The organism is Leifsonia sp. McL0618, from assembly GCF_049994905.1.
Lineage (GTDB): Bacteria > Actinomycetota > Actinomycetes > Actinomycetales > Microbacteriaceae > Diaminobutyricibacter.
Window position 1 is genome coordinate 3,973,147 of record NZ_CP188258.1, and the last position, 24,259, is coordinate 3,997,405.

26 protein-coding genes are annotated in these 24,259 nt (G+C 66.8%); 7 read left to right on the forward strand and 19 right to left on the reverse strand.

The features are described from left to right. Positions 1-526 precede the first annotated feature (526 nt). Positions 527-1,237 (reverse strand): alpha/beta fold hydrolase, encoded by a 711-nt coding sequence (locus tag ACPPVQ_RS19060; RefSeq protein ID WP_426516859.1) that lies wholly within the window; start codon positions 1,235-1,237, stop codon positions 527-529. 170 nt (positions 1,238-1,407) lie between these two features. Here ACPPVQ_RS19060 and ACPPVQ_RS19065 point away from each other — a divergent pair, with 170 nt between their 5' ends. Continuing rightward, complete coding sequence (locus tag ACPPVQ_RS19065; RefSeq protein ID WP_426516861.1) at positions 1,408-2,223, forward strand: SGNH/GDSL hydrolase family protein; 816 nt, start codon at positions 1,408-1,410, stop codon at positions 2,221-2,223. Between the two features lie 74 nt (positions 2,224-2,297). Here the strand turns inward: ACPPVQ_RS19065 and qcrB are convergent, their stop codons facing one another. The 3 genes from qcrB to ACPPVQ_RS19080 all read right to left on the reverse strand — a co-directional run bounded on the left by qcrB (position 2,298) and on the right by ACPPVQ_RS19080 (position 5,432). Continuing rightward, positions 2,298-3,941 (reverse strand): cytochrome bc1 complex cytochrome b subunit, encoded by a 1,644-nt coding sequence (gene qcrB, locus ACPPVQ_RS19070; RefSeq protein WP_426516863.1) that lies wholly within the window; start codon positions 3,939-3,941, stop codon positions 2,298-2,300. A 215-nt stretch (positions 3,942-4,156) separates the two neighbouring features. Continuing rightward, positions 4,157-4,978: an aldo/keto reductase gene (locus ACPPVQ_RS19075; RefSeq protein WP_426516865.1), complete on the reverse strand. Its 822-nt coding sequence runs from the start codon at positions 4,976-4,978 to the stop codon at positions 4,157-4,159. A 127-nt stretch (positions 4,979-5,105) separates the two neighbouring features. Continuing rightward, a complete protein-coding gene (locus ACPPVQ_RS19080; protein WP_426516867.1) occupies positions 5,106-5,432 on the reverse strand; it encodes a helix-turn-helix transcriptional regulator in 327 nt (108 codons plus the stop codon). A gap of 113 nt (positions 5,433-5,545) precedes the next feature. Here ACPPVQ_RS19080 and ACPPVQ_RS19085 point away from each other — a divergent pair, with 113 nt between their 5' ends. Beyond that, on the forward strand, positions 5,546-6,322 hold the full coding sequence (locus tag ACPPVQ_RS19085; RefSeq protein WP_426516869.1) for a DUF4386 domain-containing protein: 777 nt from the start codon (positions 5,546-5,548) through the stop codon (positions 6,320-6,322). 102 nt (positions 6,323-6,424) lie between these two features. Continuing rightward, positions 6,425-6,856 (forward strand): VOC family protein, encoded by a 432-nt coding sequence (locus ACPPVQ_RS19090; RefSeq protein WP_426516871.1) that lies wholly within the window; start codon positions 6,425-6,427, stop codon positions 6,854-6,856. A gap of 41 nt (positions 6,857-6,897) precedes the next feature. On the opposite strand, the gene ACPPVQ_RS19095 is transcribed toward ACPPVQ_RS19090, so the two are convergent. The 9 genes from ACPPVQ_RS19095 to ACPPVQ_RS19135 form a co-directional block, all read right to left on the reverse strand. Next, entirely contained in the window at positions 6,898-7,794 is an 897-nt protein-coding gene (locus tag ACPPVQ_RS19095; protein WP_426516873.1) for a hypothetical protein, read from the reverse strand. Further along, the gene (locus ACPPVQ_RS19100; RefSeq protein WP_426516875.1) at positions 7,791-8,486 is read right to left on the reverse strand and encodes a response regulator; all 696 of its coding nucleotides are present in this window, start codon (positions 8,484-8,486) and stop codon (positions 7,791-7,793) included. The genes ACPPVQ_RS19095 and ACPPVQ_RS19100 overlap by 4 nt, the downstream gene beginning before the upstream one ends. Further along, on the reverse strand, positions 8,483-9,712 hold the full coding sequence (locus tag ACPPVQ_RS19105) for a sensor histidine kinase (RefSeq protein WP_426516877.1): 1,230 nt from the start codon (positions 9,710-9,712) through the stop codon (positions 8,483-8,485). Before ACPPVQ_RS19105 ends, ACPPVQ_RS19100 begins: the two co-directional genes overlap by 4 nt. Before the next feature lie 75 nt (positions 9,713-9,787). Then, positions 9,788-10,594: a DUF1206 domain-containing protein gene (locus ACPPVQ_RS19110; protein WP_426516879.1), complete on the reverse strand. Its 807-nt coding sequence runs from the start codon at positions 10,592-10,594 to the stop codon at positions 9,788-9,790. Continuing rightward, complete coding sequence (locus ACPPVQ_RS19115; RefSeq protein ID WP_426516881.1) at positions 10,591-10,905, reverse strand: hypothetical protein; 315 nt, start codon at positions 10,903-10,905, stop codon at positions 10,591-10,593. The genes ACPPVQ_RS19110 and ACPPVQ_RS19115 overlap by 4 nt, the downstream gene beginning before the upstream one ends. A 14-nt stretch (positions 10,906-10,919) precedes the next feature. Next, positions 10,920-11,075: a hypothetical protein gene (locus ACPPVQ_RS19120; protein WP_426516883.1), complete on the reverse strand. Its 156-nt coding sequence runs from the start codon at positions 11,073-11,075 to the stop codon at positions 10,920-10,922. 142 nt (positions 11,076-11,217) lie between these two features. Further along, a complete protein-coding gene (locus ACPPVQ_RS19125; RefSeq protein WP_426516885.1) occupies positions 11,218-11,727 on the reverse strand; it encodes a methyltransferase family protein in 510 nt (169 codons plus the stop codon). Between the two features lie 66 nt (positions 11,728-11,793). Beyond that, positions 11,794-12,381 (reverse strand): dihydrofolate reductase family protein, encoded by a 588-nt coding sequence (locus ACPPVQ_RS19130; RefSeq protein ID WP_426516887.1) that lies wholly within the window; start codon positions 12,379-12,381, stop codon positions 11,794-11,796. 105 nt (positions 12,382-12,486) lie between these two features. Further along, a complete protein-coding gene (locus ACPPVQ_RS19135) occupies positions 12,487-13,383 on the reverse strand; it encodes an NADP-dependent oxidoreductase (RefSeq protein ID WP_426516889.1) in 897 nt (298 codons plus the stop codon). Positions 13,384-13,478: 95 nt separating this feature from the next. On the opposite strand from ACPPVQ_RS19135, the gene ACPPVQ_RS19140 reads away from it, so the two are divergent. Beyond that, positions 13,479-13,838, forward strand: coding sequence for a hypothetical protein (locus ACPPVQ_RS19140; protein ID WP_426516891.1), 360 nt, complete (start codon positions 13,479-13,481; stop codon positions 13,836-13,838). A 23-nt stretch (positions 13,839-13,861) separates the two neighbouring features. Here ACPPVQ_RS19140 and ACPPVQ_RS19145 read toward each other — a convergent pair whose 3' ends face one another. Beyond that, complete coding sequence (locus tag ACPPVQ_RS19145; protein WP_426516893.1) at positions 13,862-14,578, reverse strand: hypothetical protein; 717 nt, start codon at positions 14,576-14,578, stop codon at positions 13,862-13,864. A 321-nt stretch (positions 14,579-14,899) separates the two neighbouring features. Between ACPPVQ_RS19145 and cofE the strand changes: the two genes are divergently transcribed. Both cofE and ACPPVQ_RS19155 read left to right on the forward strand, forming a co-directional pair. After that, entirely contained in the window at positions 14,900-15,688 is a 789-nt protein-coding gene (cofE, locus tag ACPPVQ_RS19150; RefSeq protein ID WP_426521329.1) for a coenzyme F420-0:L-glutamate ligase, read from the forward strand. Then, positions 15,685-16,482, forward strand: a complete 798-nt coding sequence (locus ACPPVQ_RS19155) for a hypothetical protein (protein ID WP_426516895.1) — start codon at positions 15,685-15,687, stop codon at positions 16,480-16,482. Before cofE ends, ACPPVQ_RS19155 begins: the two co-directional genes overlap by 4 nt. On the opposite strand, the gene ACPPVQ_RS19160 is transcribed toward ACPPVQ_RS19155, so the two are convergent. From ACPPVQ_RS19160 to cofG, 5 genes are read right to left on the reverse strand one after another with little or no spacing between them, the layout of a single operon-like run. Beyond that, positions 16,409-17,209 carry an LLM class F420-dependent oxidoreductase gene (locus ACPPVQ_RS19160; RefSeq protein ID WP_426516897.1) on the reverse strand — a complete coding sequence of 267 codons (801 nt, stop codon included), beginning with the start codon at positions 17,207-17,209 and terminating at the stop codon, positions 16,409-16,411. The genes ACPPVQ_RS19155 and ACPPVQ_RS19160 overlap by 74 nt on opposite strands. Then, positions 17,206-18,321: a 2-phospho-L-lactate transferase gene (cofD, locus tag ACPPVQ_RS19165; RefSeq protein ID WP_426516899.1), complete on the reverse strand. Its 1,116-nt coding sequence runs from the start codon at positions 18,319-18,321 to the stop codon at positions 17,206-17,208. The genes ACPPVQ_RS19160 and cofD overlap by 4 nt, the downstream gene beginning before the upstream one ends. Then, the gene (gene fgd / locus ACPPVQ_RS19170) at positions 18,318-19,343 is read right to left on the reverse strand and encodes a glucose-6-phosphate dehydrogenase (coenzyme-F420) (RefSeq protein ID WP_426516901.1); all 1,026 of its coding nucleotides are present in this window, start codon (positions 19,341-19,343) and stop codon (positions 18,318-18,320) included. The genes cofD and fgd overlap by 4 nt, the downstream gene beginning before the upstream one ends. Before the next feature lie 11 nt (positions 19,344-19,354). Then, complete coding sequence (locus tag ACPPVQ_RS19175) at positions 19,355-20,869, reverse strand: flavin-containing monooxygenase (RefSeq protein ID WP_426516903.1); 1,515 nt, start codon at positions 20,867-20,869, stop codon at positions 19,355-19,357. Then, positions 20,866-23,214: a 7,8-didemethyl-8-hydroxy-5-deazariboflavin synthase CofG gene (gene cofG / locus ACPPVQ_RS19180; protein ID WP_426516905.1), complete on the reverse strand. Its 2,349-nt coding sequence runs from the start codon at positions 23,212-23,214 to the stop codon at positions 20,866-20,868. Before cofG ends, ACPPVQ_RS19175 begins: the two co-directional genes overlap by 4 nt. A 188-nt stretch (positions 23,215-23,402) precedes the next feature. On the opposite strand from cofG, the gene ACPPVQ_RS19185 reads away from it, so the two are divergent. After that, the gene (locus ACPPVQ_RS19185) at positions 23,403-24,251 is read left to right on the forward strand and encodes a nitrilase-related carbon-nitrogen hydrolase (RefSeq protein WP_426516907.1); all 849 of its coding nucleotides are present in this window, start codon (positions 23,403-23,405) and stop codon (positions 24,249-24,251) included. Positions 24,252-24,259 lie beyond the last annotated feature (8 nt).

Below are 24,259 nucleotides of genomic sequence, written 5' to 3' on the forward strand. Positions count from 1 at the left end.
GCCGGCCGTGGATCGCGTGAGGTAATACGAAGCCGTGCCGGTCTGGCCAACCAAGCGAGACGAACCATCCGCGATCAGTGCGGTGTCAAGACCAGGAACATTGGTGGGCAGAGCGTCCTCGCGATGCTGAGGTTGCGCGAGGCTAGGAATCTCGGCAGCGGCACCTGACAGTGAGCGCCGCGTGCTCCCGCTTTGAACGAGCGCGCCCACACCGAGGGCCGCGGCCATCCCAAGTACTAGACCCGCAACGAGAAAAACACCGGGCACGAACCATCTCCGCCCCGCAAAGGCGCGTCCGGCAGGAATCCACGCGCGATCGCTTGCTCTGTCCTCGGTTGGCGCCTCCTGGCGATCCAGACCCGCGCTCATCTTGCCCCCACGCAACGGACAGCACTCATGCTGCAAGTATCCATCGATCGACCGTTACAGCCGTTCAACGCGCTACAGCAGATTCTTGGCGCTGGCCTCCACCCGCTGCCGTTCGTCGTCGTTGAGCATGGGGCCGTGCTGGGTGAGCAGGTCAGGACTACTCGCCGTTCGCCACAGGTACCCCCATGACCGCATCGACGACGACCTCCGGCCGATTGAACAGGATGAAGTGGTCGGTTGCGATGTCGCGGACCTCCCCGATCGCCTCCCGCGCCCACGAACGCATCTCGGTGCTGGTCATCTCATCGGTCTCTCCGATGAGCGCCACCGTGGGTATCGACCTCCAGGCTTCCGCCTCGACAGGGTCTGACATTGTGGTTCTCGGCACGGGCCGACGGGGGTGCTCGTCTAAGTGCCGCTGAATCGCGGCAGCGAATCTCGGACGACCATTGTCCTCCTGCCATCCATCATCGAGGACGAAACGACCCTGCGCATCCCAGACCAAGTTTGGGATGCTGTCGAGCCAGCTGTCATCACGGGCCTCGGGGTGGAGTGGCTGCGGGACAGACGAGACGTAAACGAGCCGGAGCACGCCCTCAAGCCCGTCCGCCGCTACTCCGGCCACATCGCAACCGTACGACCATCCCACGACCACAGTCGGGCGCGGACTCGCGACGATCGCATCCCGGACAGCGATGACATCAGCGAGGAGGCCGTCGTCAGTCGAACGGTGCGACGGGAGGTCCGGAGCGACAACAGTCACACCACGCTCTTCGAGAAGGCCCCGAACCCACATCCAGTCCTCGGGAACAGCCCAAAGACCGTGCACCAGGACAGCGCTGACGGGAAGTTCCTGTCGCGAGCCCATGGGGGGAGGCTAAGCCTCCGCGCTACGCAGAGTCAACGCCATCGACACCAAGAAGATCCTGCCCCGCACGCCAGGTGCACAATTTCGGCGTCCCCGACGCTGCGCCCTCGCTTGACCTAATGATTACACCGTGTAATGATTGTGGTCTGTAACTAATTAGGGAGAACACGATGGTCGACCCCTTGCTCGAGAAGCTCGCCCGATTCCAGCATCCTGAACGCTCCCTCGGCTACGCCCGGGCGCTGAGCGACGAAACCCTGGCCGCGCTGTTCAGCACCGATACCGACACGTACCGCGACGCAGTTGCGCAGATCGACGCACAGCGGGCTGAGTCGGTTCGCCGGCTCGCCTCACGCGCTGACGTGCGGGAGGCCTTGCAGCATTCACCGTTCGAGCGGGGCCAGACCATCGTCGCGACCGGCGAGAGCACCACGGCCGATCGACTCTCCTGGTTCGAACTCATCGCTGCGCTCTTCATTGTCGAGCGACCAGAACTCGAACTGAAATTCGAGAACCTCGCCGTCGCGGGCTCGACCACGACGCAGGCGCTCGCCGGCCTGCCCGCGCTGCGTCGCGCATCCGGCGACTGGGTGTTCTGCATGCTCGGCGGGAACGATGCTCAGCGGTTCGGCGGCGCCGCCGGCACGCGGCTGGTGAGTACAGCCGAGACGGTCCGCAACCTTCGGGCGCTCCGCGACCTGGCGCAGGCCGATGGAGCGAAGTGGGTGTGGCTGACGCCGACTCCAGTGGATGAGGAACTGATCGCGCAGTTCCGTTGGTTCCAGTTCGCCGGCATCACCTGGACCAACGCAGATGCTCGCGCGCTCGCCGATGAGCTTTCCAAGCTGGGCGGACCTGTCATCGACACATTCGATGCAGAGCCAGTGGCGGAGCCGTTCCTCGACGACGGGGTGCACCCGAGCCTGAGCGCCCAAGAGTCCATAGCCGTTCTGGTGCTGACGGCGCTAAGCTCCGCCCTGCCCTGAGCGCACGCCGCATCGAGTCCCCCGACCGCATCTACGGGCTCGGACAGTCGACGGCGACATGGCGCCGCTCGCGATCACGCCGCCCCCGCTCGTCGGGTGCCCGTCGCATCCGATCGATCCTCACCGGCCACCTCGGCGCCTGCTGGCGCGAGGCCATTGTCCGCTTTGTCGTCGTCGACGCTGAGAGGGCCAAGCCTGTCTTCGAAGTATGCGTGTGAGAGCCGCGCCCGAAGCCGGTCGAGTACGCGGAGCCTACCCGCGTCGTCTGGGTGCGCCACCACCAACGGGAGCGCACGCGGGCCGGTGAGCCGTCTTCGCTCCTCCTCTGGAACGGGCCGGTGGACTTCGACGTACTCGCCTCCGGGAAGCCGCACGACGCGGCCGGTCTCGTACCCGTGCAACAGCAGCGACCGGTCCTTCTTCTGCAGAGCCAGGCAGATTCGGCGAGTGAGGGCGAAGGCCGCGAGGGGGCCGAGCACCACGAGTGCCTGGAAGGAGTGCACCACGGATTCCAGCCCAAGGTGGAGGTGCGTCGCAATCAGATCCGCACTGCCCGCGCCCCACAGCGTGCCGTAGAAGACGATCCCGGCCGCGCCGATTCCCGTGCGGGTGGGCTCGTTGCGGGGCCGGTCAAGCAGTACGTCGTCGTCTCGCTCGCCGCGAACCCATCGCTCGAAGTATGGGTACAGCGCGATAGCGAACAGGAAGGCGCCCACGACGCCGAGAGGGACAAGGATCGCCAGAGTCCACGTTCGGCCGAGCCACTCGACCTCCCAACCCGGCGGCACCAACCGCAGCGCGCCGTCGAGGAAGCCGGTGTACCAGTCCGGCTGGCTGCCGGCGGAGGCTTCGCCGGGCGACGATGGACCGTACAGCCACACCGGACTCACCGTCACAGTCGCCGCGACGAGAAGGATGATCCCAGAGACGATGGCGAACAGTCCGCCGGCTCGGACAGCCAGGTTCGGGTACACCGGGATGCCGACCTCGCCGGCATAACTCGCCGGCTTCCGACCGAACACGGCACGGCTCTGCAACGCGAGCAGCCCGACGAGCAGCACGGGGACGACCCCGATGTGGATGGGGTACAGGTTCTCGATGATCCGCCCAGGGAACTCACCGCCGAAGAGCAGCCACGACAGCCAGGTGCCGACAACGGGTATGCCGAGCACGATGCCCTCGACGATGCGCAGGCCGGTGCCGGAAAGCATGTCGTCGGGCAGCGCGTACCCGCTCCAGCCGCCAGCGAGAGCGACGACGAGTAGTCCGAACAGCAGCAGCCAGGATCCGCGGCGTCGCCGGAATGCACCGGTGAAGAAGGTCACTGCCAGCTGCAGGATAATCGCCGCCGGCAGCAGCAGCGCCGCCCAGTGATGCGCCTGACGCACCAGCAGCCCGCCGGGAATGTTGAACGAGATCCGCAGGATGGACGAGAAGGCTGCCGAGACATCGGTTCCCACTAACGGCGCGTACGAGCCCCCGTAGTCGACGCGTCGACTCGACGGTGCGTACCAGAACATCAGCAGCAGTCCCGTGACGAAGAGCACTGCGAGGCAGGCGAGTGCGACTACGCCGAACAGGTTCGACCAGCGTAACGGCGCACGCCGCCCGGAGAGCTCGTTACGAAGCACTGCGAGTCGTCGTGCCGCGACCGAGCGGGATACGGACCTGGCCACCCGCTCGGTGAAAGACGCTCGTTCCCGTCGCTGGACGGGCATCAGGCTCGCCTCCCGCGCGTCGCTCCGCTCACGAACGCGCGCTCGATTCGTTGCATCGTCCGACCTCCTGTCCTCACTAGCTATGACCGGACAGGTCGTCGGATTGTGACATTCAGGCGGGAACGCGCTCCAGCTTGTTCGGGTTGAGCACCCAGAGCAGGCGATGGATGCCGTCGACGTCGATGTCCGCCGTCACGACGGCGGGCACCTCGAGGTCAGATTCCCCCTGCGTCGAGCGCGTCAAATGCAGCCACATCTTGCGGGGCCAGCTCGAAGTCCACGTCGGCGTTCTCCCTGATCCGGCTCGGGGTGGTGGACTTGGGCAACGGCAGGATGTCCTTCTGAAGCAGGTACCGGATGCTCACCTGGGCCACCGACTTGCCGTACTTGACGGCGATCGCAGCGATCTCGCGACTCTTCAATAGTCGACCCGTCGCGAGAGGTGAATAGCCCTCGACCAGGATGCCCCGGTCGTGGCAGTACGCGGTGGTCTCGGGCTGCGTGTGACCCACGAACCAGCGGATCTGGTTCACCTGCGGAAGGATGCTGGTTGGGGCCGCGAGCGAATCGAGATCGGCGACGTTGAAGTTGCTGACCCCGATCGCGCTTGCGCTTCCCGCCCCGTAGAGCTCTTCGAAGACCTTCCAGACCTCGATGTTGCCGGCGCGGTGGTCGCTGCCGATGGAGTTCCACGGCCACGGCGCGTGGATCAAGTAGAGGTCGACTGGTCCGAGGTCCAGCGCGGCGGTGGAGCGCTCGAACGCGTGCCGGGCACCGGCCGCGTCCTTGATTTCGGCCGGGCATTTGGTGGTGATGAAGATCTCCTCCCGCGCCACCCCGCTGTCGCGGACCGCGCGTCCCACGCTGGCCTCATTGCCGTAAGCGCGCGCAGTGTCGATGTGTCGATAGCCTGCGTCGATCGCCGTGCGCACCGAGTCATACGTTTTGGAGCCATCCGGAATCTGCCAGGTTCCGAAACCGATCTGGGGAATGGTGACACCGTTGGAGAGTGTGAACGTGTCGGTTAGAGCGGGCATGGAATTCCTTTCACGACGCGGGATGTCGGCCATGGTAGTCGCCGCTTGTGTCAGCAAATCGTGAGTCTGTGACGACGCCCGGCCCTGGCGGCTACTGCTTTTCCGGCTCGCTGACGAGTTACAACCCCTACGGATGGTTGAGCTCGGACGGACCGACTGTTGTGGGGGTTGCTTCTGACGTCCGCCTGAGGAGCACGTCGAGAATCTCACCGACGGCGACTTCGTCCAGCCCCTCCCGGCGGATTGGCTGGTTCGGATGCAGTTCGTAGAAGTTGCGACTGCCTACCCGACTGCGAGTCAGGTATCCGCTCTCGACCAGATCCGCCACTATGCGGTGGGCCGCCCGTTCCTGAACGCCCACGCTTTCGGCGATCTCCCGGATCCGGATTCCGGGGTGGCGCGCGACGCAGTAAAGCGCATGTAAGTGATTAGTCAGAAAACCCCACTCGGCCATAGCGACACGTCTCCTGTCATTTCGGACATGTTTGCATTGCCATGTCGTCTACAACAGGATATCGTTGCCAAGACCGGCGGGGAAGTTCCAAACCGTCGGCTAAGGAGCACACCATGGCCGCCAACACCGACATCACCCCTCCGGTGAGAGTTCCCGATACGCGGCGCCGAATACGCCCAACAAGGCGGATCTCCCTGACCGTCGGCATACTCTACGTGGTCACGTTCGCCTCCATCCCCACGCTGGCGCTGTACGCGCCCATCAAGGACAACGTCCGCACCTTCATCCTGGGGGTCGCTGGAAGCACAGCCGCATTGCAGTGGGGGGTTCTGTCCGAAATCATTGTCGGCTTGGCCGGCATCAGCACCGCCGTCGTGCTGTACCCGCTGACCAAACGGATCAGCCAAACCGCCGCCCTGGGGTTGGTGGCCGCCCGGCTCTTGGAGACCTCCCTCATTTTCGTCAGCGTCGTCAGCCTGCTCACGATCATGACACTGCGAAACGACCTTGCCGGCACTGCCGGGACGAGTCCAGCGGCGCTGACGACGATGGGTCACGGGCTTCTTGCAAACTACACCTGGACGTTCCTGCTCTCCCAAAGCTTGATGCCCGTCGCATGCGACCTGCTCCTGGGCTACTTGCTGTACCGGTCCGCCATCGTTCCCCGCATCTTCCCGATCGTCGCATTCATCGGCGCACCGCTGCTGCTTGCCTCCGATGTCGCGGTCTACTTCGGCGCGTACTCCCCGGTGTCCCCGATCGCTGTTCTCGCCGCACTGCCCGTCGCCGTGTTCGAACTGTCCCTGGGCATCTGGTTGATCATCAAGGGTTTCAAGCAAACGCCACTGACCGTCGACTACGACGCAGTCAGCCAGCCCAAAGCAGCCTGAGCGTCGGTCCTCACGGGCTTGATTGCGCTGATCTTCGCGGCCGGGAGGCTACGCCGCGCGGGTGAACGGAGGAAGGACCCGTGCGGGTTCTACGCTCTTCCTATGACCGCGCGCATCGCAAATGTCACTTTCCATGCCGAGAATCCCACCGAGCTCGCACGATTCTGGAGTGCCGTCATGGGCTATCCCGAGCCGACCGGCTGGCCGCCTGAAGAGGTCGCCGCACTGCGAGAGGCGGGGTTGAGCGACGAGGACATCGCCGCGCGGGCGGAGGCGTGGGACCAGGATCCGAGCCACCAGCGCTTCTACTTCACCCGGTACAGCCACGAGCGGCGTCAGCGGAATCGCATGCACATTGACATCACCCCCTTCGAGGACCGCCGCGCATCCCGCGAAGAGGTGGAGGCGGAACGCGATCGCCTCGTCGCGCTCGGTGCATCCGAGGAGAAGATGCTCACCGAGCCGTGGGGGCCGTTCGAGGAGTTCGCCATCATGATGAGGGACCCGGAGGGAAACGAGTTCTGCCTTCAGTGATGGCCCAAGGAAGCACTCACGGGTGTGCGGAGGGCGTGCCCTCAGCCGCCCGCGAGCTGGACTTTCGCGAGAGCGGCCAGCTCGGTCGCCCGGTACTTCTCGTTCGCGTCGCCAACCTGTTTGAAGAGATCGGCGTCGTGTTTCGGCACGGATGCCTGTCGTTTCCATTCGGCTTCGTAGAGCGCATTGCGATAGCCGGATGATGACTGGCAGGCGACATCCTTCAATGCAAGGTCCCGCTCGTCCTGACTGACGGTCGAGCCCTCGAGTGTCGCCCCGAAATGATCCGCGACCGACCATGAAGGCATCAGCGCGGGAGAATCTGCAAGCTGCAGGTGCTGAGATGAGCCCATGCACTCCTGCCAAATTCGGGCAGCCGCAACAACCGCCGCGTCGTTCTGCGCGGACGTGTAGGCGGCGTTGCTGAGTGCCACGGCATCCTGGCTTGCCGCATTCTGCAACCCGGAAAGGAGTGGAATCGCCTTTCGGACGTCCTGGGTGCAATCAATGAGGGCCTTGTCCTCGGCGTCGCTGATCGCCCTCGCGTTCAACTCCTGGGTCGCCAACCGGCCCGGGTCGAAGGTGGGTGCCTTGTGGTAGCCGCGCTCCTGGGCGACCTCGGCGGTCAGGGGCCGGTCAACGGTCACGTCACCGAGCCTGTTGCTCGCTGCTTCGATGTCGCGTTTGGGAACATCCCAGGTGTAACCCGCCCTGGCCATGCACGGAATCGTCTGGCGATTCTCGACATACTCCGATACCACGGCGCTGACCGAGATATACCGGTCGAGGGGCATCACCCACGCATCCACATCCTTCTGCGGCAGATCCGGCGTCGGCCCGGTCGCCCAGGCCGGAAGGCCCGCGAGTGCGACCCCGGCGACCACGATTACGGTCACACCGGCCGTGATGATCTTGGCTCCGCGTTCGCGCTTCTTCATTGGGCTCCCTTTACTGCTTCTGAGCGGGCGGCGATGAGTCCGCTCTCGTACGCGTAGATGACGATGTGCACTCGGCTTCGGAGGTCGAGTTTGCTGAGCACGGCACGCACGTGCGACTTGACCGTGGCCTCACTGAGATGCGCTGCAGCCGCGATCTCAGAATTGGTGAGCCCGTTGGCGACAGCCAGCATGACCTCGTGCTCTCGAGGGCTCAACCGCTCATGAAGCACGTCGGGCGACCGGGCCGCCTTGAGCGAACCGAACTCGCGGACCAGCCCGACCGCCGCACCGTCCGTCACTGTCGGCTGCCCACTGTGGGTGGCGCGGATGGTGGTGAGCACGTCTGCGGGGGTGGCGTCTTTGGTGAGGAACGCAGAAGCCCCCGCCCGAAGCGCACTGTAGACGGCCTCATCCTTCTGAATCGTGGTCAGCACGATCACCCGTGGGGTCTCAGCTGAGCCGCGCCCGGCGAGGATGAGCCTCGTCGCTTCGATGCCGTTGAGCACGGGCATCCGCAAATCCATCAGCACGATGTCGGGCTGGACACGATCGACCAGTGCGAGCGCCTCGTGGCCGTTGGTCGCGGTTCCGACCGACTCGAGGTCGGTCTGGGCTTCGATGAGCATCTGCATGCCGGCGGCGAACAGCGGCTGGTCGTCGACGATGGCCACGCGGATCTTATGGATGCTCATGCCTCCTGCCCCGCTCCCGAGGTCACCGGCGTTCGTACCTGGGCGGGAATCGACGCGGATACGACGAATTCGTTCTCCGCCGACTGGGCGGTCGTCAGCCATCCGCCTGCAAGTCTGGCCCGCTCCTTCATGCCATGGATTCCGACCCCGGCGCCCATCGCGACCGCGGACGGGTTGGCAAGCGTCCGACTGACCGAAGAGACCGTCACGCGGACGTCGTTCTCCTGCCAGACCAGCTCCACCCGCACCGCAACCCCCCGGCCGCCATACTTCAGCGCGTTCGTCAGGCTCTCCTGCACGATCCGGAAGACGGCGAGCTCATGGGATGGCGTGAGCTGCCCCGACCCCTGGATCTCCAGTACTGCATCCATGCCGACGGTGCGCATGTGGCTCACGAGGGCGGCCAGGTCGGCGATCGTCTCGCGAGGCACGACCGCCTCGTCATCGTTCTGGATGCGCTCCACCAGGCCCCGTACTTCCAGCAGCGCCTCACGCCCTACGTCGGCGATCGCCTCTACCGACTCGGTCAGCGCGCCTGGGCGAACATCTGCGAGGGCGACCGCGCCCTGCGCCTGCGAGACGATGATCGCCAGGGAATGGGCGAGAGCGTCGTGGACATCGCGGGCGATTCGCGCGCGATCCTGAGCGAGCCGCAGCTCGAGGTCGGCCCGTTCGTAACGGATCTCTGACTCGTGGAGTTCGACGGACACCTCGCGGCGACTGAGGAACTCTCGGAGCGCCATGCCGACGCCCCACGCCGCCGCAATGATGCCGAACGCGGCCAGCGCGACAAGGACGGCCACACTACGCAGGGACGCTCCCGATCCTTGGTCGAGCGGGTTCGGCGAAAGGGGTGCGATCAGCGCCAGCGCCATCAGGACTGCGGCAGCGGCACCGGCGGGGAGGGCGAGGAATCGGGCGGCCTTGCTTCCCCGGAAACCGACGAAGAACGCGACGATGGCTGCGGCCAGGTACGCCGCCCAGGTCGTGTTGCTCGGCGCGACGGCAAGTCCGGCGGCCTGCAACGCCGGCACTGCGACGATCAGCGCCAGCGAAAGCAACGGCATCCAGGTTGAGAGTGCGATCGCGAGCGCCAACAGCGCGAACACCGTTGTGGGGCCGCCCAGCCCCGATCGAGCCCACTCGCCCACAACCCACAGAACGAAATAGCAAACAGCCGCGGCCGGAGCCAGCCAGGTGCGGCTCAGCCGCGTCAACACCGTCATACCGTCACGGTAGGGGACGGCGGCCGCCAGTCACTGTCAGCGCGTGCCGAATTCATCCGAAGTGATGAGAGCCTTCTAGAATCGCGCGCACCACGCCCGGAGAAAGCCGTAGAGACCGCCCATGATGAGGCCGACTCCGATCACTGCAAGCACCGCCTGCCCGAACGGGAGGCCGGCGAGCACCCGGAAGGCGGCGTCCAGCCCAGTGGCGTGGCCCGGGTCGTTCTCGAGTGCAGCGATGCTGAAGACGACTCCGACGAGCAGGATAGCGATGCCCTTGGAGACGTATCCGCCAACTCCAAGCACATCGATCGCGTACCGTCGTCGTCCCGGCGGGACGACGAGATCTTTGTGGAAGCGACGCCGGATGCCCTTGAGGACGAGGTATACGCCGATTGAGCCTGCGCCCAGTCCGCCCAGGATGAGCACGAACATCCCACCGGGAATGGACATGACTTCGGCGCTGGTGACCTCGGTAGAGACGGTCGACCTGTACGGATGGCCGATGGCGAACACGAACGCGGACCACGCCAGCACCACATACACGAGCGCTTTGCCGAACGTGCTCAGGTTCCTCAATTGGACCCCGCGCCTCGAGAAGCGGACGTTCAGCCCGGCCTGGATGCTCAACCACACCGCAAGGGCGCCCATCCCGATCACCGACACCCAGAGGATCGCGACCCCACCGGGAAGCTTTGAAATGTACGCCAGAGCGCCTGTCTGATCCGACTCGGCCACCTCGCGGAGGGCAACCCGGATCACGGTGTAGCCGAGAAGGATCTGCACGAGGCCGCTGGTGACGAACCCCGTGCGCGCGAGGACACGCAGGACACGGCTGCGAACGAACGCGTTCGCGACGTCCTCGACCTGGTCCGCGATCATGGGGAGGCGGGCGACGCGGGCTCGATTCCGGTGCGCTCGATCAATGCATCCACGACGTCGGCTGCAACATCTTCGTCAGCCAGCTTCGCCGCATCCTCCTCCTGCTTGACCTCCACACGTGCCGCCTGCCATGCCGACCAGTGACCTGACACGAGAGCCCACAGCGAGAGCGCCGACACGTACACCACGCTGTTCACCCAGTGGGTGGCGATCGAGACCGGAATCATCGCCACCCAGAAGACGGCCAACCACCCGTTGACGCGACGCATGAAGACCGGGTCCCCCTGCACGCTCGCCCACAATGACTTCATCGCGTTCACCGGGCTCACACGCTGCGTTTGCGGCGCAGGAACCCGACGATGAGGGTGATGACGAAGAACACGAGGCCGAGGATGGCGAGCCAGATCAGACCTTTGATGGCGAATCCGAGAAGTGCGAGGACAGCCCAGATGATGAGCAGAACGATGATGAGAGCGAGCATAGATTGTCTCCTTTGGTTCGACTGAGCACTTGACTGCTGACAAGAGCACTTAGATTGTGCATTCAGCGGAGCAACCGGCCGAGGGGCTTGCCCGGATGCGTTCTTCGTGATATCGGTCCTGAGCGACGAGTTGGACGACGCTCTACTCGGTTCCGTTCCACGGCCGCAACCGCGGTATCCATCCCCGCACAGTGCGCCGGTACTCCCGGTATTCGTCGCCATAAGCCCGTTCCAGCGTCGGCTCCTCGTAGAACCGCACGAACAGAAGTACAGCAAGCAGGGCAATGCCCGCGTAGAGCACCGTCGCCCAGCTCGCGAACAGCAGCGCCTGCCCGAGGATGATCGCCAGCACCGCGACATACATCGGGTTCCGCACAAACCGGTACGGCCCGACGACGACCAGGTGGGCGGTCGGAACCGGTGGCGCAGGCGTGCCGTCGGCGCGGGCGAAACGGATGAACGCGTCGAGCAGCACCACGACACCGCTCAGGATGAGGACGGCCGCCACGATCGCGATCGGCCAGATCCAGCCGCTCGGCCACGGAATGTGCCATCCGGTGATCAGCCACGGGATCAGCCCTGCCACGATCCCGGGTGCGAGCACGAGGAACACGATCGTACCCACCCACGCGCGGACGCGCACACGATTCATGCTGGAAGCGTAGCCCCCGGTATCCGTGCAGCGAGGGCCGAATTCAACCGGAGGATCGGCCCGGTGCTAATGCCGCACCGTGTACTGCGCGATGACAACGCCCGTCGTGGTCGGAATCGTGCGGTCCAGAGTGAGGTCGGTGCGGTCGGCGTCACCGAACAGGCGTGTGCCTGAGCCGAGAACGATGGGAAAGATCAGCAGACTGTAGCTATCGATGAGACCCGCCCGGTGCAGTGTGCGGATGAGCTCACCGCTTCCCATGATCGTCAACGGCGGAACATCCAAGCGTTCGCGCAACGCGCCCACCGTCTGGATGGCGTCGCCGGCCAGCAGTTCCGAATTGGGATACGCCAACTCGGTTCGAGCTGAGCGGGAGACAACATACTTGGGGGAGCGCACCAGGACATCGGCGAAAGGGTTCGGCGCGTCCAGGCTCGTCCAATACCCGAGCAGGTCTTCGTAGGTTCGGCGCCCGAAAAGCAACGCCCCCTGTTGCGACATGCCTTCCGCGGCGAATCCCATGGACACGTCGTCCTGGTAGCCGTTGCCCCAGCCGCCGTGGACGAAGCCGTCGCGGGTGTCCTCGTCGGTCCTGCCGGGGCCCTGCATCACGCCGTCGAGGGTGATGCTCTGAAAGACGCCGATGCTGCTCATGATGATCTCCTTTTCAGGACCGACTCCAGGTCCTCTCACCCTTAAACGATCGGGCGACCGGCCAATCGACAGTGTTGACCCAGGAATCCACTTCGCGCTGTGACCTCACACCGTGATGATCGTCTTCCCCTTGCGCCGCTCGGTCGGGTTGAGCGCGGCGATGGCATCGTCAAGACTCGCGACGGTGCCGATGTTCGTGCGAAGCCGACCATCACGCACCCGCTGGACGATCTCGACCAGCTGCGCCGGAACGGACTCGACGACGAAGTCGACCGCCAGACCCTCCCTGGGTCGTACCTCTTCAAGCCCGGTGATGGTGACCAGCGTTCCTCCGGCCCGGATCAGGCGCGCGGACCGCTCCTGGATGGCACCCCCGATGACATCGAAGACCAGGTCGACTTCGCCGACGTCTTCGAGGGCGTCATCGTCGAGATCGACGAACTCGTGCGCACCGAAGTCGAGCACTTTCTCGCGATCGGCGGCGCGCCCGGTGCCGATGACCCAGGCGCCGGCCTCTCGTGCGAGCTGCGTCACCATCGTGCCCACAGCGCCGGCCGCACCGTGCGCGAGGACGGCCTGCCCAGCCTGCAGGTGGCCGTGCTGGAACAGCCCTTGCCATGCGGTGAGGCCCGAGATGGGCAGGCTCGCGCCCACCGTGAAGTCGACATCGCCCGGGAGTGGTGCGAGGTTACGCGCCTCAACCGCCACATACTCCGCAAGGGTCCCGTCACGATGCCAATCCGAGATGCCGAACACCCGCTGTCCCGCGGACAGCCCCGTTGTGCCATAGCCGAGAGCCGTGACCACTCCGGCCAGCTCATGCCCGAGGATCGACGGCGCCCGGTCGCGGCCGGCGCGATCGCTCCAGGTCGACGACCACTCCACCTCGGTAGGAACGTACCCGGACGCCCGCACCTCAACCAGGACGTCGTTGATCGCGGGTCGGGGTTGCGGACGGTCCTCCAGCGTCATCCCGGCCGTTCCCTCGGCTTGATCTCTCACCACGATCGCCTTCATCAGGCACCTCCCTGTATCAATTTCTTGTGAATACGGCCCGTTCCTCCGACTCGAACGGGACGAAGGTTACAGTGACCCTCATGACCAATGAGACACCCATCGCCTACACCGCGCTCGACAAGGGCGTTCCTGTCCTGGCCGCGGACGGCACAGAGATCGGAACAGTCGAGCACGTGCTTCAGGACAGCTCGATCGACCTGTTCGACGGCATCGCGGTCAAGACGCATGCCGGTCTCCGCTTTGTGAGCGCCAACGTCGTCGGGACCATCACGACTGCCGCCGTGCACACCAACCTCACGGATGCCGACACAGCCGCCCTGCCGAAACCGCAGGGCACCGAAGTGCTCGACGCCGACCCGAGCGAGTTCCAGGGCAACGGCCTCAGTGCCTGGTTCGGCCGCATGTTCATGCGCGAGCACTGGATGCGCAACAAAGAGTAGAGCGTCGGCAATCGCGAACGACCTCATTTCGCCGGCGGGCACGCCTTGCTGATCGCCGCCGCTTTGGCGCCATCCATTCCAGCCCCGTCGCTGGGGAACCAGTTCTGGTTCGGCCACTTCGCGATGAACTCCGCACGGGACGGTGCAGGCACTTCTGAAATGCCGTTGGCCTCGTAACAGGGCACCAGGAACTCCGTGAGGTAGTCGTACAGATACCCGAGCTGCTGGGGTGTGGGAGGCGGGCTGGGCTGGTACGGATGCTCGACGCTGCAGACCCACGCGCCGACCGCCTCCTTCTGGTCGCTGGCATCCGCACCGACACTGGAGGGCGGGTCGCCTTTCTTCGCACCGGGAGGGTAGGCGTTCGCGATCGGCACGCCCTGCTCGGTGTAGCACTGTGACATGACGGCGACTTCGGTGGAATCGGTAATGTACCCGCCGAAGGTCACGGCCGGTCGAACTGCAGAGGGATACTGCTGCGACAGCTGCTTCCACGCCTGGTCGGCGTTCGAAAGGCGACGTTGCTCGGTCTCCGCGGCGGTCTGTGGCGCCGGAGCCGGCGACGGCCCGAGATCGGGCATCGGCACGGTCACCGCAAGCGCGGTCGGCGTGGGCGTCGATGTCCGTTCGGCATGTGGTTGGGCGGCTGCGATCGTCGCACATCCGGCGAGCGCTCCCAGCGCCACAACGCAGATCGCCGCATGGACCAGCTGCCTGAGATGACCCTGGTTCCCCGCCACCAGCCCACCCTTCCCCGTCGATCTGCCCTGAAGGGCCTGAGCATACATTACGGTCTACTGCGGTTTCAGACGTCTCTGACACCTTGTCCGGTGGTCGCCCTGCTTCTACGACGCATACGCACACGTGTTCCTGGGCACCGGGATCTGCAGGAACGTCGTGCCCGCTCCGCCGAAGTGGGCGCAAGGCGCTTCCCTTCCGTCTGATCTCGGATGCGGGTCCGACAACGTCGCCTTCCGGTAACCGGCCTTACGCAACACCCCAGAAGCGAGCGACTGCTCCGTTGAGGTGAACCCGCCGCGACGTTCTACAGTTGGGCCATGATGACGGCGCGACTTTCGGCGTGGGCGGTGGCGGGCATCCCGGAGGTCGCCCCCGGCGACGACCTGACCGGGCTCATCGGCGACGCACTCGCCGCATCCGCACCCGACGACCGGCCGCGGGCCGGCGACATCGTTGTCGTGACCAGCAAGATCGTCTCGAAGGCCGAGGGCCGTTTCGTGCGGGCGGATGACCGTGAGCAGGCGATCATGGATGAGACGGTGCGCGTCGTGGCGACCCGTGTCACCGGCGACCACGTCACCCGCATCGTCGAGAACCGCCTCGGCATCGTGGGCGCCGCAGCCGGGGTCGACGCCAGCAATACGCCCGAAGGCACGGTGCTGCTGCTGCCGCTGGATCCGGATGCCTCGGCCGCCGCACTCTGCGCGGCCCTGCGGGAGCGGTTCGGTGTCGACCTCGGAGTGATCGTGTCCGACACCCTCGGACGCGCGTGGCGCCTCGGCCAGACCGATGTCGCGATCGGTGCAGCAGGCGTGCTCGTCACCGACGACCTGCGGGGGTCGACGGATGCGCATGGCCGGCCTCTCGGCGTGACCCAGCCCGTCGTCGCCGACGAGATCGCCGCGCTGACCGATCTCGTCAAGGGCAAGGCGAACGGACTTCCGGTCGCCGTAGTGCGGGGGCTCGGTCGCTACGTCACAGGGCTCGACGCTCCCGGTGCGCGAACGCTGGTGCGTACCGGCCCGACCGACATGTTCCGTCTGGGCACGGATGAGGCGCTCGCCGAAGGCTACGCGCGCGGTTTCGAGGCGGGGCGGGCATCCGAGTGATCCGCTGGACGGTGGTCGTGCCGTTCAAAGGCGCGGCGGATGCGAAGAGTCGCCTTTCCGGCTCGCTGGGCGACGACGAGAGGGCCGCCATCGCGCTTGCATTCCTTGTCGACACCGTCAGCGCCGTGGCCCGCGTGGCCGCCGTGTCGAGCGTGATCGTGGTCTCGAACCAGCCGGGGCTTGCCGGGACCCTCGGGGCCGTGCTCGGTCAGGATCCCGGCCGCGCCGACGCGGAGACCCACGTGATCGCCGATCCGGGGGGCGGCATCAACACGGCGGTCGCCGCCGGCCTCGCGCACGCACGGGCCGCCGCTCCCGACACCTTCGCGGCAGCCATCACCGGCGACCTCGCCGCCCTGCGTCCGGCCGACCTTGCGCAGGCTTTCGCACTCGCCGAGGCGGCGGCCACGAGCGCACAGGTTCTGAACGAGCGCACAGGTTGCAGCGCGGGCAGTCGTTCAGAACCCGTGCACGGGCGACGTACGTTCGTTCCCGACCGGGAGGGTTCCGGAACCACGATGGTCTCGTTCGCGCCGGGCGCCGACGCCCCGACGCATTTCGGGATCGGGTCGTCTGCCGCCCATGCGACCGCAGGCTACTCGCCGCTGGACGTGCCGGCCGAGTCGTCGCTGCGGCTCGACATCGACGATGCCGACGACCTCGAGCTGGCGCGAGCGCTCGGTCTCGGCGAGGCCTCGCGCGCCGTGCTGGCGCGGCGGGTCACGCCGCGTTCATCCGATCCCTCCACGCCACCAGCTCCCGCGCCTGGCGGAGGTCGCGGTCGAGCCCACTGATCCCCAGCGTGAAAAGGCGTGCGCCGAGCGCGTGCTGCGCCTCGATGGGCTCGAGCGAACCGAGGGTGCCGTCGCCGGTCGAGATCTCGATCTCGGACATGTCACGGCCGACGCTGTCGCACCACCCCTGGAGCACGCCGAGCTTGCGCTCGAGGGTCTCGACATCCGAGAAGCTGTGCCAGATGTCGGCGTGCCGGGCGACGATCCTCAGCGTCTTCCTCTCGCCTCCGCCGCCGATGAGCACCGGGATCGAGCGCGTCGGGGCCGGGTTCAGCGCGGCCCAGCGCGACTCGATGCGCGGAAGGGCTTCGGCGAGCGCGTCGAGGCGCGTGCCGGGCGTACCGAACGGGTAGCCGTATTCCACATAGTCCAGCTCCTTCCAGCCGGCGCCGATTCCGAGGATGAGCCGCCCGGCGTCGCCGCCGCGCGCGCTGATGTGGTCGACCGTCCGGGCCATGTCGGCCAGCAGGTCGGGGTTGCGGTACGAGTTGCAGGTGACGAGGGCACCGAGCTGGATGCGGCTGGTCTGCTCGGCCCAGGCGGCCAGCATCGTCCAGCATTCGAAATGCAAGCCATCCGGATCGCCTGACAACGGGTAGAAGTGGTCCCAGTTGAAGGCGATGTCGGCACCGAGGTCTTCGATGGCGGCGACGGTGTCGCGGAGCTGCGCATACGTCGCGTGCTGGGGTGCGAGCTGCACACCGATGCGGACGGGGCGGTCGTTCATAGGATTCCTCCGAAATCGTTGGCGGTCGGTCGGTCGAGTGCGCCCGTCTGGGCGGCATGACGTGCGTGGGCGGCGGCGAGCGCGTGGGCGGCGATCGTCGCGGTCGCCGGCACGTCGTGCATCCAGAGCGGATGGGCTGACGCGCGGATGCCCGCGGCTTCCAGGTCTTCGACGAGTCCGGCATCCGTCTCGTCGACGAGCCAGGCGTCGAGGATGCCACCGTCGGCCCGCGAGCCGTAGAAGAGGCCGACGCCGAGGGCCGTCGAGTCCACCCCGACGATGTCGAGGCACCGGTCGGCCATGCCGCGCACGACGCTGCCGCCGATGATCGGCGACACCCCGACCACCGGTGCGCGGGTATCGCGCAGCGCTTCGTGCACGCCCGGGATGGCGAGGATCGTTCCGATGGAGACGACGGGGTTCGATGGCGGGATGATGACGATGTCGGCCTCGCGGATCGCCTCCAGCACGCCGGGAGCGGCCTTCGCCTGCTCCAGTCCGACCTGCACGAACGCGCTCGCCGGGGCTGCGGCACGGTAGCGCACCCACCACTCCTCGAAGTGGATGAGGTCGCCGGCCCGGTGCTCGTCGACATCGGCTGCGAGCCGAACGTGCGTCTCGACGGGGTCGTCGCTCATCGGGAGCAGTCGGGCTCCGGGTCGCCACCGGCGCGCGAGGATCTGCGTCGCCTCGCTCAGCGTCCGGCCGGAGCGCAGCAGGTCGCTGCGCACGATGTGGGTGCCAAGGTCGAGGTCGCCGAGGGTGAACCAGTCCCAGCCGGCCCCGTAGGCCGCGATCTCGCCAGACGTGCGGCGCGTCTCGTCTGCTCGGCCCCATCCCTGATCTTCGGCGATTCCGCCGCCGAGCGTGTACATCACCGTGTCGAGGTCGGGGCAGATGCGCAGGCCGGTCAGCCACATGTCGTCGCCGGTGTTGACGATCACGGTGACCGGCACCGAAGACCCCTGCACCGAAGTCACCGGCACCGTAGCGCCCGGCACGGTCCGGCCGTCGCCGCCCTCCGCCGGGTACTCCGCGGCGAGGTGTGCGAGCAGCCCCCGCGTGAAGCGGGCGCCGCCGACGCCGCCGGCCAGTACGGTGATCCCCGTCATCGGGCGAGCGCCGAGCCGTACCGCTCGCGCAGGCGCGGCAGGATCTCCGCACCGTACAGCTCGATGAACCGTTCCTGGTCGGTTCCGGGACCGTGGAACACGAGATGCCGGAAGCCGAGATCGATGTACTCCCCGATGCGTTCGACGTGCTCGTCGGGGTCGACACCGACGATCCAGCGCGAGGCCACCCGCTCGATCGGCAGGGCGTCGGCCAGTCGCTGCATCTCGCGGGGGTCGTCGACGCCCATCTTCTCCTCGGGTGTGAGCGCGAGGGGGGCCCAGTGGCGGGTGTCCTGCAGCGCACGTTCGGGGTCGCGGTCGAACGAGACCTTCATCTCGATGAGCGTGTCGACGTCGTCCTGTGTGCGGCCGGCCTTCTCGATGCCTTCCACGAGCGCGGGCAGGAGGGTCTCGGTGTAGAGCGTTCGCTCCTTGCCCGACGTCGTGATGTAGCCGGCGGCGATCCGGCCGGCGAGGCGGGTCGCCGCGGGCCCGGATGCTCCGATGTAGATCGGCACGGCGGCGTCGGGCTTGTCGTAGATGGTCGCGTTCTCCGTGCGGTAGAACTCGCCAGCAAAGGTGACGCCATCTTCGGTCCACAGCTTCTCGATCAGCGTGACCGCTTCTTTGAGCCGGGCGAAGCGTTCCTTGACCTCGGGCCATTCGATGCCGAGGACGACCTCGTTGAGCGCCTCGCCGGTTCCGACCCCGAGGATGACGCGACCCGGAAACAGCGAGCCGAGCGTCGCGAAAGCCTGGGCGACGACGGCCGGGTGGTAACGGAACGACGGCGTCAGCACGGAGGTGCCGATCAGGATGCGCTCCGTGCTCGCCCCGAGGGCGCCGAGCCACGGGATCGCGGCCGGCGCATGCCCACCGTCGTGCACGAACGGCTGGAAATGGTCGGAGACGAACACCGAGTCGAAACCTGCCTTCTCGGCCAGCACTCCATAGCTCAGCAGATCGCCCGGGCCGAACTGTTCGGCGGAGGCCTTGTAGCCGAGGCGCAGGGGAATGGGCACGGTGGTTCTCCTCAGTTGGTGATCGATGGGGTCGGCGAGACGGGACTCGGCGTGTACGGACGCGGCGTATACGGACTCAGCGAGAAGGGGTTCAGTGAAAACGTGCCGTTGCGTTCACGGAACGCGTGTGCGTAGCCCGGCCAGAGCAGGGTGAGCCTGCCGGTACGTCCGTCGCGGTACCAGCTTTCGCATCCGCCGGTCATCCATACCGTCGATGCACTCAGCTCGTCGATCAGCGCCGTGTACTCATCTTCGGCCTCACGACTGACGTCGAGCACCAGGTCGGGGTCGGCCTCGAGGTGATCGAGTGCGCCGAGAACGTAGTCGAGCTGCGTCTCGATCATGTAGATGGCCGAGTTGTGGCCGAGCCCCGCGTTGGGGCCGTTGACGACGAACAGGTTCGGGAAGCCGCTGACCACCGTCGACGCGTATGCGGTCATGCCGCCGGCCCAGTGCCGCGCCAGCACCTCTCCGTCGACACCCCGGACGATCCGGGCATACGGCTGCTGGGCCGCGTGGAAGCCTGTCGCGAAGATCACGGCGTCGACTTCGTGCCGCGCGCCGTTGGCGGTGATGAGAGTGTTGCCGTTCACCGCGGCGAGCGCCGACGGTTCGACCGCAACCGTGGGGCGCGTCAGAGCCGGGTAGTACTCGTTCGAGATGAGCACCCGCTTGCAGCCGATCTCGTAGTGCGGGGTGAGTTTCGCGCGCAGCTCCGGGTCGGGCACCTGCGCCGCGAGGTGGTCGAGCGCTCTTCGCCGCGCGGCTTCGACGGCTGCCGGCACGCCCGCTCGCTGCGCATACGCTTCCTCGGCGGTCCAGAACAGCGTCGACCGGAGACGCTCCAGCTCTTCGGGGTCGCGTTCGAACACCGCCTGCTCGGCTTCGGTGTAGTGATGCTCTTCGCGCGGGATGACGTACGGCGCGCTCCGCTGCAGCACCACCAGCTCGCGGGCGATCTCTGCGACGTGCGGCACGATCTGGATGGCCGAGGCACCCGACCCGACCACCGCGACGCGCTTGCCGCGCAGGTCTGCGTCATGATCCCAGCGGGCCGAATGGAACAACGGCCCCCGGAAGGTGTCGAGCCCTGGAACGTCGGGGATGCGCGGTTCCGTCAGCCTGCCGCAGGCGAGAACGAGTGTCCTGGCCGTGAACTCGCCGCGGCTGGTGTGGAGCGCCCAGCGCGAACGCGACCCGTCCCAGGTCATGGCGTCGACATCCGTGCCGAGCCGCAGGTGATCGCCGAGCCCCTCCTCGTTCGCACCCGTGACGAGGTAGTCGTGGATCTCCGCGCCCCCCGAGAAGAACGACGACCAACGCGGGTTCGGCCGGAACGACCAGGAGTACAGGTGCGAGGGCACGTCGCAGGCGACCCCGGGGTAGGTGTTGTCACGCCACGTGCCGCCGACATCGTTCGCACGCTCGAAGATCAGGAACGAGCTCGCGCCACTCCGCTTCAGACGGATGCCGAGGCCGAGCCCCGCGAAACCCGCGCCGACGATCGCGACATCGACTTCGGTCATGCGCGCGCCACCCGCTTGCGCTCATCCGTCGGGTCGCCGTAGGTCGTCGTGCGCTGGCGCACGGGCCGGGAGAGCGAGCGGGCGATCCTGTCGACGTCGGCCGGAAGCAGCTCGTGGCCGTACTCGACCCCGGCTTCGGGCAGCACGCGACCATCGAGGAGGGTGCCGCCCAGGTCGTCGGCTCCGCTCTGCAGCATCAGCGCGGCCTCGGCGAACCCGAGGCGCGTCCACGGCGCCTGGATGTGGTCGATGTGCCCGTGCAGCATGAGGCGCGCAACCGCGTGGACCCGGCGGTGCTCGTCTGACTCCCGCCCGGCCGCACCGGACTGCCGGCCGGCCGCCGGCATGGGTACGAACTCTGTGAAGCCGCCCGTCGAACTCTGGAGCTCGATCAGCCGGCGCAGGTGCCCGACCCGGTCGGCGGCAGACTCGCCGTTGCCGTAGACCATGACCGACGTCGATCGGAAGCCTGCCCGGTGGGCGGCCGTGACGATGGAGATCCAGCGGTCGACGGGCAGGTCGCCGGGCGCGACGCGGAGGCGCACGGCATCGTCGAGGATCTTGACGCCCGTGCCCGGCACGGTGTCGACACCCGCTTCGCGGAGGGCCACGAGGTAGTCGCTGTCGTCGAGGCCGAGCCGGACGGCGCCGTCGGCGATGTCGGCCGGCCGGAACGCATGCAGATGCAGGTCAGGGCGGGTGGCTTTCACAACGCGAGCAAGTTCGAGGTACGAGTCGGCGGGCAGCGCATCCGGGATCAGGCCCTGAACGCAGAGCTCGGTCGCGCCGAGCGCCCACGCGTCGTCGACGAGTTCGGCCAGGGTTTCGAAAGTGAGAGCGGTTCGAGCCGGAGAGTTGGTGAGGTGGGTCGACGTCACGTTGCGGTTGACGACGAAGCTGATCGCCTCGCCGACCGTGTAGCGGCGGAGGTCGTTGGCGAGCCCGGCGAGGGTGTCGAGGTCGTCGCCTTCGGCCGACATCAACTCCGCGTACTCGCGATCGGTGAGCCCAGCGGGAGTGGACGCAGCGCGGGAGAGCGCCGACCGCACCGGCGAAGTGTGGATGGCGACCGACCGCGTCCGCGCCGACCACTCATCGCGCGCAGGCCCCGGCATCGCGCGGGCACCCTCGTCGGCGAGCAGGCTCGACGGATCGGCGAGGGCATCGACGTGCGGACGCACCGCGGCGTCGATCCACTGGCCGGCATCCCGGATGTAGGGCGGATGCACGGTCAGCCGCTCGGTCAGCCGGAAGCCCTCACGCCGGGTGAGCTCGGCCAGCTCGACGATCTGCGGCCACGGACGTTCCGGGTTCACGTGGTCGGCGGTCAGGGGGCTGACGCCTCCCCAGTCGTCGGCCCCGGCACGCAGGAGGAGGCCGAGCTCGCTCGCATCCGAGAGGTTCGGTGGCACCTGGATGCGAGCATCCGCCCCCATGACGAGACGCGCGGCCGCCACGGTCGCCGCGTACTCGCGCACGCCGAGATCGTCGTCGTTCTGCATGGCGGTCGCCGGCTTCGAGCGGAAGTTCTGCACGATCACTTCCTGGAGGTGACCGAAGCGGTCCTGGATGTCGCGAAGGGCCACCAGCGATTCCGCGCGTTCGCGTACAGTCTCGCCGATCCCGACCAGAAGGCCCGTGGTCAGCGGCACGCGCGCCCGCCCGGCGTCTTCGAGCACCTGGAGCCGCACCGCCGGGTCCTTGTCAGGCGATCCGAAATGCACCTCGCCCTTCTCCGCCCAGAGCCGGTGCGAGGTCGTCTCGAGCATCATCCCCATCGACGGGGCCACCGGGCGAAGCCAGGCCAGCTCCTCGGCGGTCATCACGCCCGGGTTCAGGTGCGGCAGCAGCCCGGTCTCGTCGAGAACGAGCTGCGCCATCTCCCGCACGTAGTGCAGCGTCGACTCGTAGCCGTGCTCATCGAGCCAGGCCCGCGCGACAGGCCAGCGGTCCTCCGGCCGGTCGCCGAGCGTGAACAACGCTTCTTTGCAGCCCATCGAGGCGCCGAGCCGGGCGACATCGAGAATCTGCCCGGGCGACATGTATGGTGGCTTGCCCTTGAGCGCGAGCTTCCCCGGGGTGTCGACGAAGATGCAGTAATGGCAGCGATCGCGGCACAGTGTCGTGATCGGCAGGAACACCTTCTTCGAAAAGGTGATCACGCCGGGGCGGCCCGCGCGGGCCAGCCCCTCGTCACGAAGGCGGGCGGATGCGTCGAGCAGGCGTTCGAGATCCGCACCGGTCGCGCGCACCAGGGTCTCGGCCTCGTCGACCGTGAGTCGCTCGCCGCCGAGCGCGCGGTCGAGCGCGGTCTGGAGATCCCCTGCGAGCTGCCCGCGATCCATTGCGTCAGGGTACCTCGCCCACCCTGACGTTCGGACAACTTCGTTCGCATTGGAGGCACGAAGGCGGCAAAAGTCGTCCGATCGCGGGGCGGGGCAGGTCCTGCACATCTGCGCATTGCGCTCGACGGGCTGTGGCAGTAGTCATAGAGGACATCAGCGAAGTGTTCTTACCCTCCCGGAGGCAGCACATGGCAATCGTTCGAGCAGCAATCACCCAGACGACGTGGACGGGCGACAAAGAGTCCATGCTCGCCAAGCATGAGAAGTTCGCACGGGATGCCGCGGCGGACGGCGCACAGGTGATCTGCTTCCAGGAACTGTTCTACGGGCCGTACTTCGGCATCACAGAGGATGCGAAGTATTACGACTACGCAGAACCGGCCGACGGACCGATCGTCCAGCGGTTCGCGGCGCTCGCACACGAGCTGAACCTCGTCATGATCCTTCCCATCTACGAAGAGGACATGCCGGGGGTGTACTACAACACCGCCGTCGTGGTCGACGCCGACGGGACGATCCTCGGCAAGTACCGCAAACATCACCTGCCGAACCTCGACAAGTTCTGGGAGAAGTTTTACTTTCGCCCGGGCAACCTCGGCTACCCGGTGTTCAGGACCGCCGTCGGCCCCATCGGCGTCTACATCTGCTACGACCGGCACTTCCCCGAAGGCTGGCGCGAGTTGGGGCTGAACGGCGCCGAGATCGTCTTCAACCCGAACGCGACGAAGCCCGGCCTGTCGAACCGGCTCTGGGAACTCGAGCAGCCTGCTGCCGCCGCCGCCAACGGCTACTTCGTCGCCGCCCCGAACCGTGTGGGCAGGGAGGACAACGAGTACGGCGACCTCGCCGTCACGTTCTACGGCATGAGCCAGTTCGTCGACCCGCAGGGAAACGTGATCGGCGGATACGGCAGCGGCGAACACGAGGAGGTCGTCATCCGCGACCTCGACCTCGACATGGTGCGCGAGGTGCGCAACGCCTGGCAGTTCTACCGGGACCGTCGCCCCGACTCCTACACGTCCATCCCGAAGCCCTGACAGGAGCG

Coding starts and splice junctions, on each gene's coding strand:
- ACPPVQ_RS19140 (WP_426516891.1), top strand. CDS start 13,479: ATGACCAATGAGACACCCATCGCCTACACCGCGCTCGACAAGGGCGTT.
- cofE (WP_426521329.1), top strand. CDS start 14,900: ATGACGGCGCGACTTTCGGCGTGGGCGGTGGCGGGCATCCCGGAGGTC.
- ACPPVQ_RS19120 (WP_426516883.1), bottom strand. CDS start 11,075: ATGCTCGCTCTCATCATCGTTCTGCTCATCATCTGGGCTGTCCTCGCA.
- ACPPVQ_RS19060 (WP_426516859.1), bottom strand. CDS start 1,237: ATGGGCTCGCGACAGGAACTTCCCGTCAGCGCTGTCCTGGTGCACGGT.
- ACPPVQ_RS19095 (WP_426516873.1), bottom strand. CDS start 7,794: ATGAAGAAGCGCGAACGCGGAGCCAAGATCATCACGGCCGGTGTGACC.
- ACPPVQ_RS19065 (WP_426516861.1), top strand. CDS start 1,408: ATGGTCGACCCCTTGCTCGAGAAGCTCGCCCGATTCCAGCATCCTGAA.
- ACPPVQ_RS19090 (WP_426516871.1), top strand. CDS start 6,425: ATGACCGCGCGCATCGCAAATGTCACTTTCCATGCCGAGAATCCCACC.
- ACPPVQ_RS19160 (WP_426516897.1), bottom strand. CDS start 17,209: ATGAACGACCGCCCCGTCCGCATCGGTGTGCAGCTCGCACCCCAGCAC.
- ACPPVQ_RS19080 (WP_426516867.1), bottom strand. CDS start 5,432: ATGGCCGAGTGGGGTTTTCTGACTAATCACTTACATGCGCTTTACTGC.
- ACPPVQ_RS19115 (WP_426516881.1), bottom strand. CDS start 10,905: ATGAAGTCATTGTGGGCGAGCGTGCAGGGGGACCCGGTCTTCATGCGT.
- ACPPVQ_RS19105 (WP_426516877.1), bottom strand. CDS start 9,712: ATGACGGTGTTGACGCGGCTGAGCCGCACCTGGCTGGCTCCGGCCGCG.
- ACPPVQ_RS19175 (WP_426516903.1), bottom strand. CDS start 20,869: ATGACCGAAGTCGATGTCGCGATCGTCGGCGCGGGTTTCGCGGGGCTC.
- ACPPVQ_RS19125 (WP_426516885.1), bottom strand. CDS start 11,727: ATGAATCGTGTGCGCGTCCGCGCGTGGGTGGGTACGATCGTGTTCCTC.
- ACPPVQ_RS19075 (WP_426516865.1), bottom strand. CDS start 4,978: ATGCCCGCTCTAACCGACACGTTCACACTCTCCAACGGTGTCACCATT.
- cofD (WP_426516899.1), bottom strand. CDS start 18,321: ATGACGGGGATCACCGTACTGGCCGGCGGCGTCGGCGGCGCCCGCTTC.
- ACPPVQ_RS19085 (WP_426516869.1), top strand. CDS start 5,546: ATGGCCGCCAACACCGACATCACCCCTCCGGTGAGAGTTCCCGATACG.
- ACPPVQ_RS19110 (WP_426516879.1), bottom strand. CDS start 10,594: ATGATCGCGGACCAGGTCGAGGACGTCGCGAACGCGTTCGTTCGCAGC.
- cofG (WP_426516905.1), bottom strand. CDS start 23,214: ATGGATCGCGGGCAGCTCGCAGGGGATCTCCAGACCGCGCTCGACCGC.
- ACPPVQ_RS19130 (WP_426516887.1), bottom strand. CDS start 12,381: ATGAGCAGCATCGGCGTCTTTCAGAGCATCACCCTCGACGGCGTGATG.
- qcrB (WP_426516863.1), bottom strand. CDS start 3,941: ATGCCCGTCCAGCGACGGGAACGAGCGTCTTTCACCGAGCGGGTGGCC.
- ACPPVQ_RS19100 (WP_426516875.1), bottom strand. CDS start 8,486: ATGAGCATCCATAAGATCCGCGTGGCCATCGTCGACGACCAGCCGCTG.
- ACPPVQ_RS19185 (WP_426516907.1), top strand. CDS start 23,403: ATGGCAATCGTTCGAGCAGCAATCACCCAGACGACGTGGACGGGCGAC.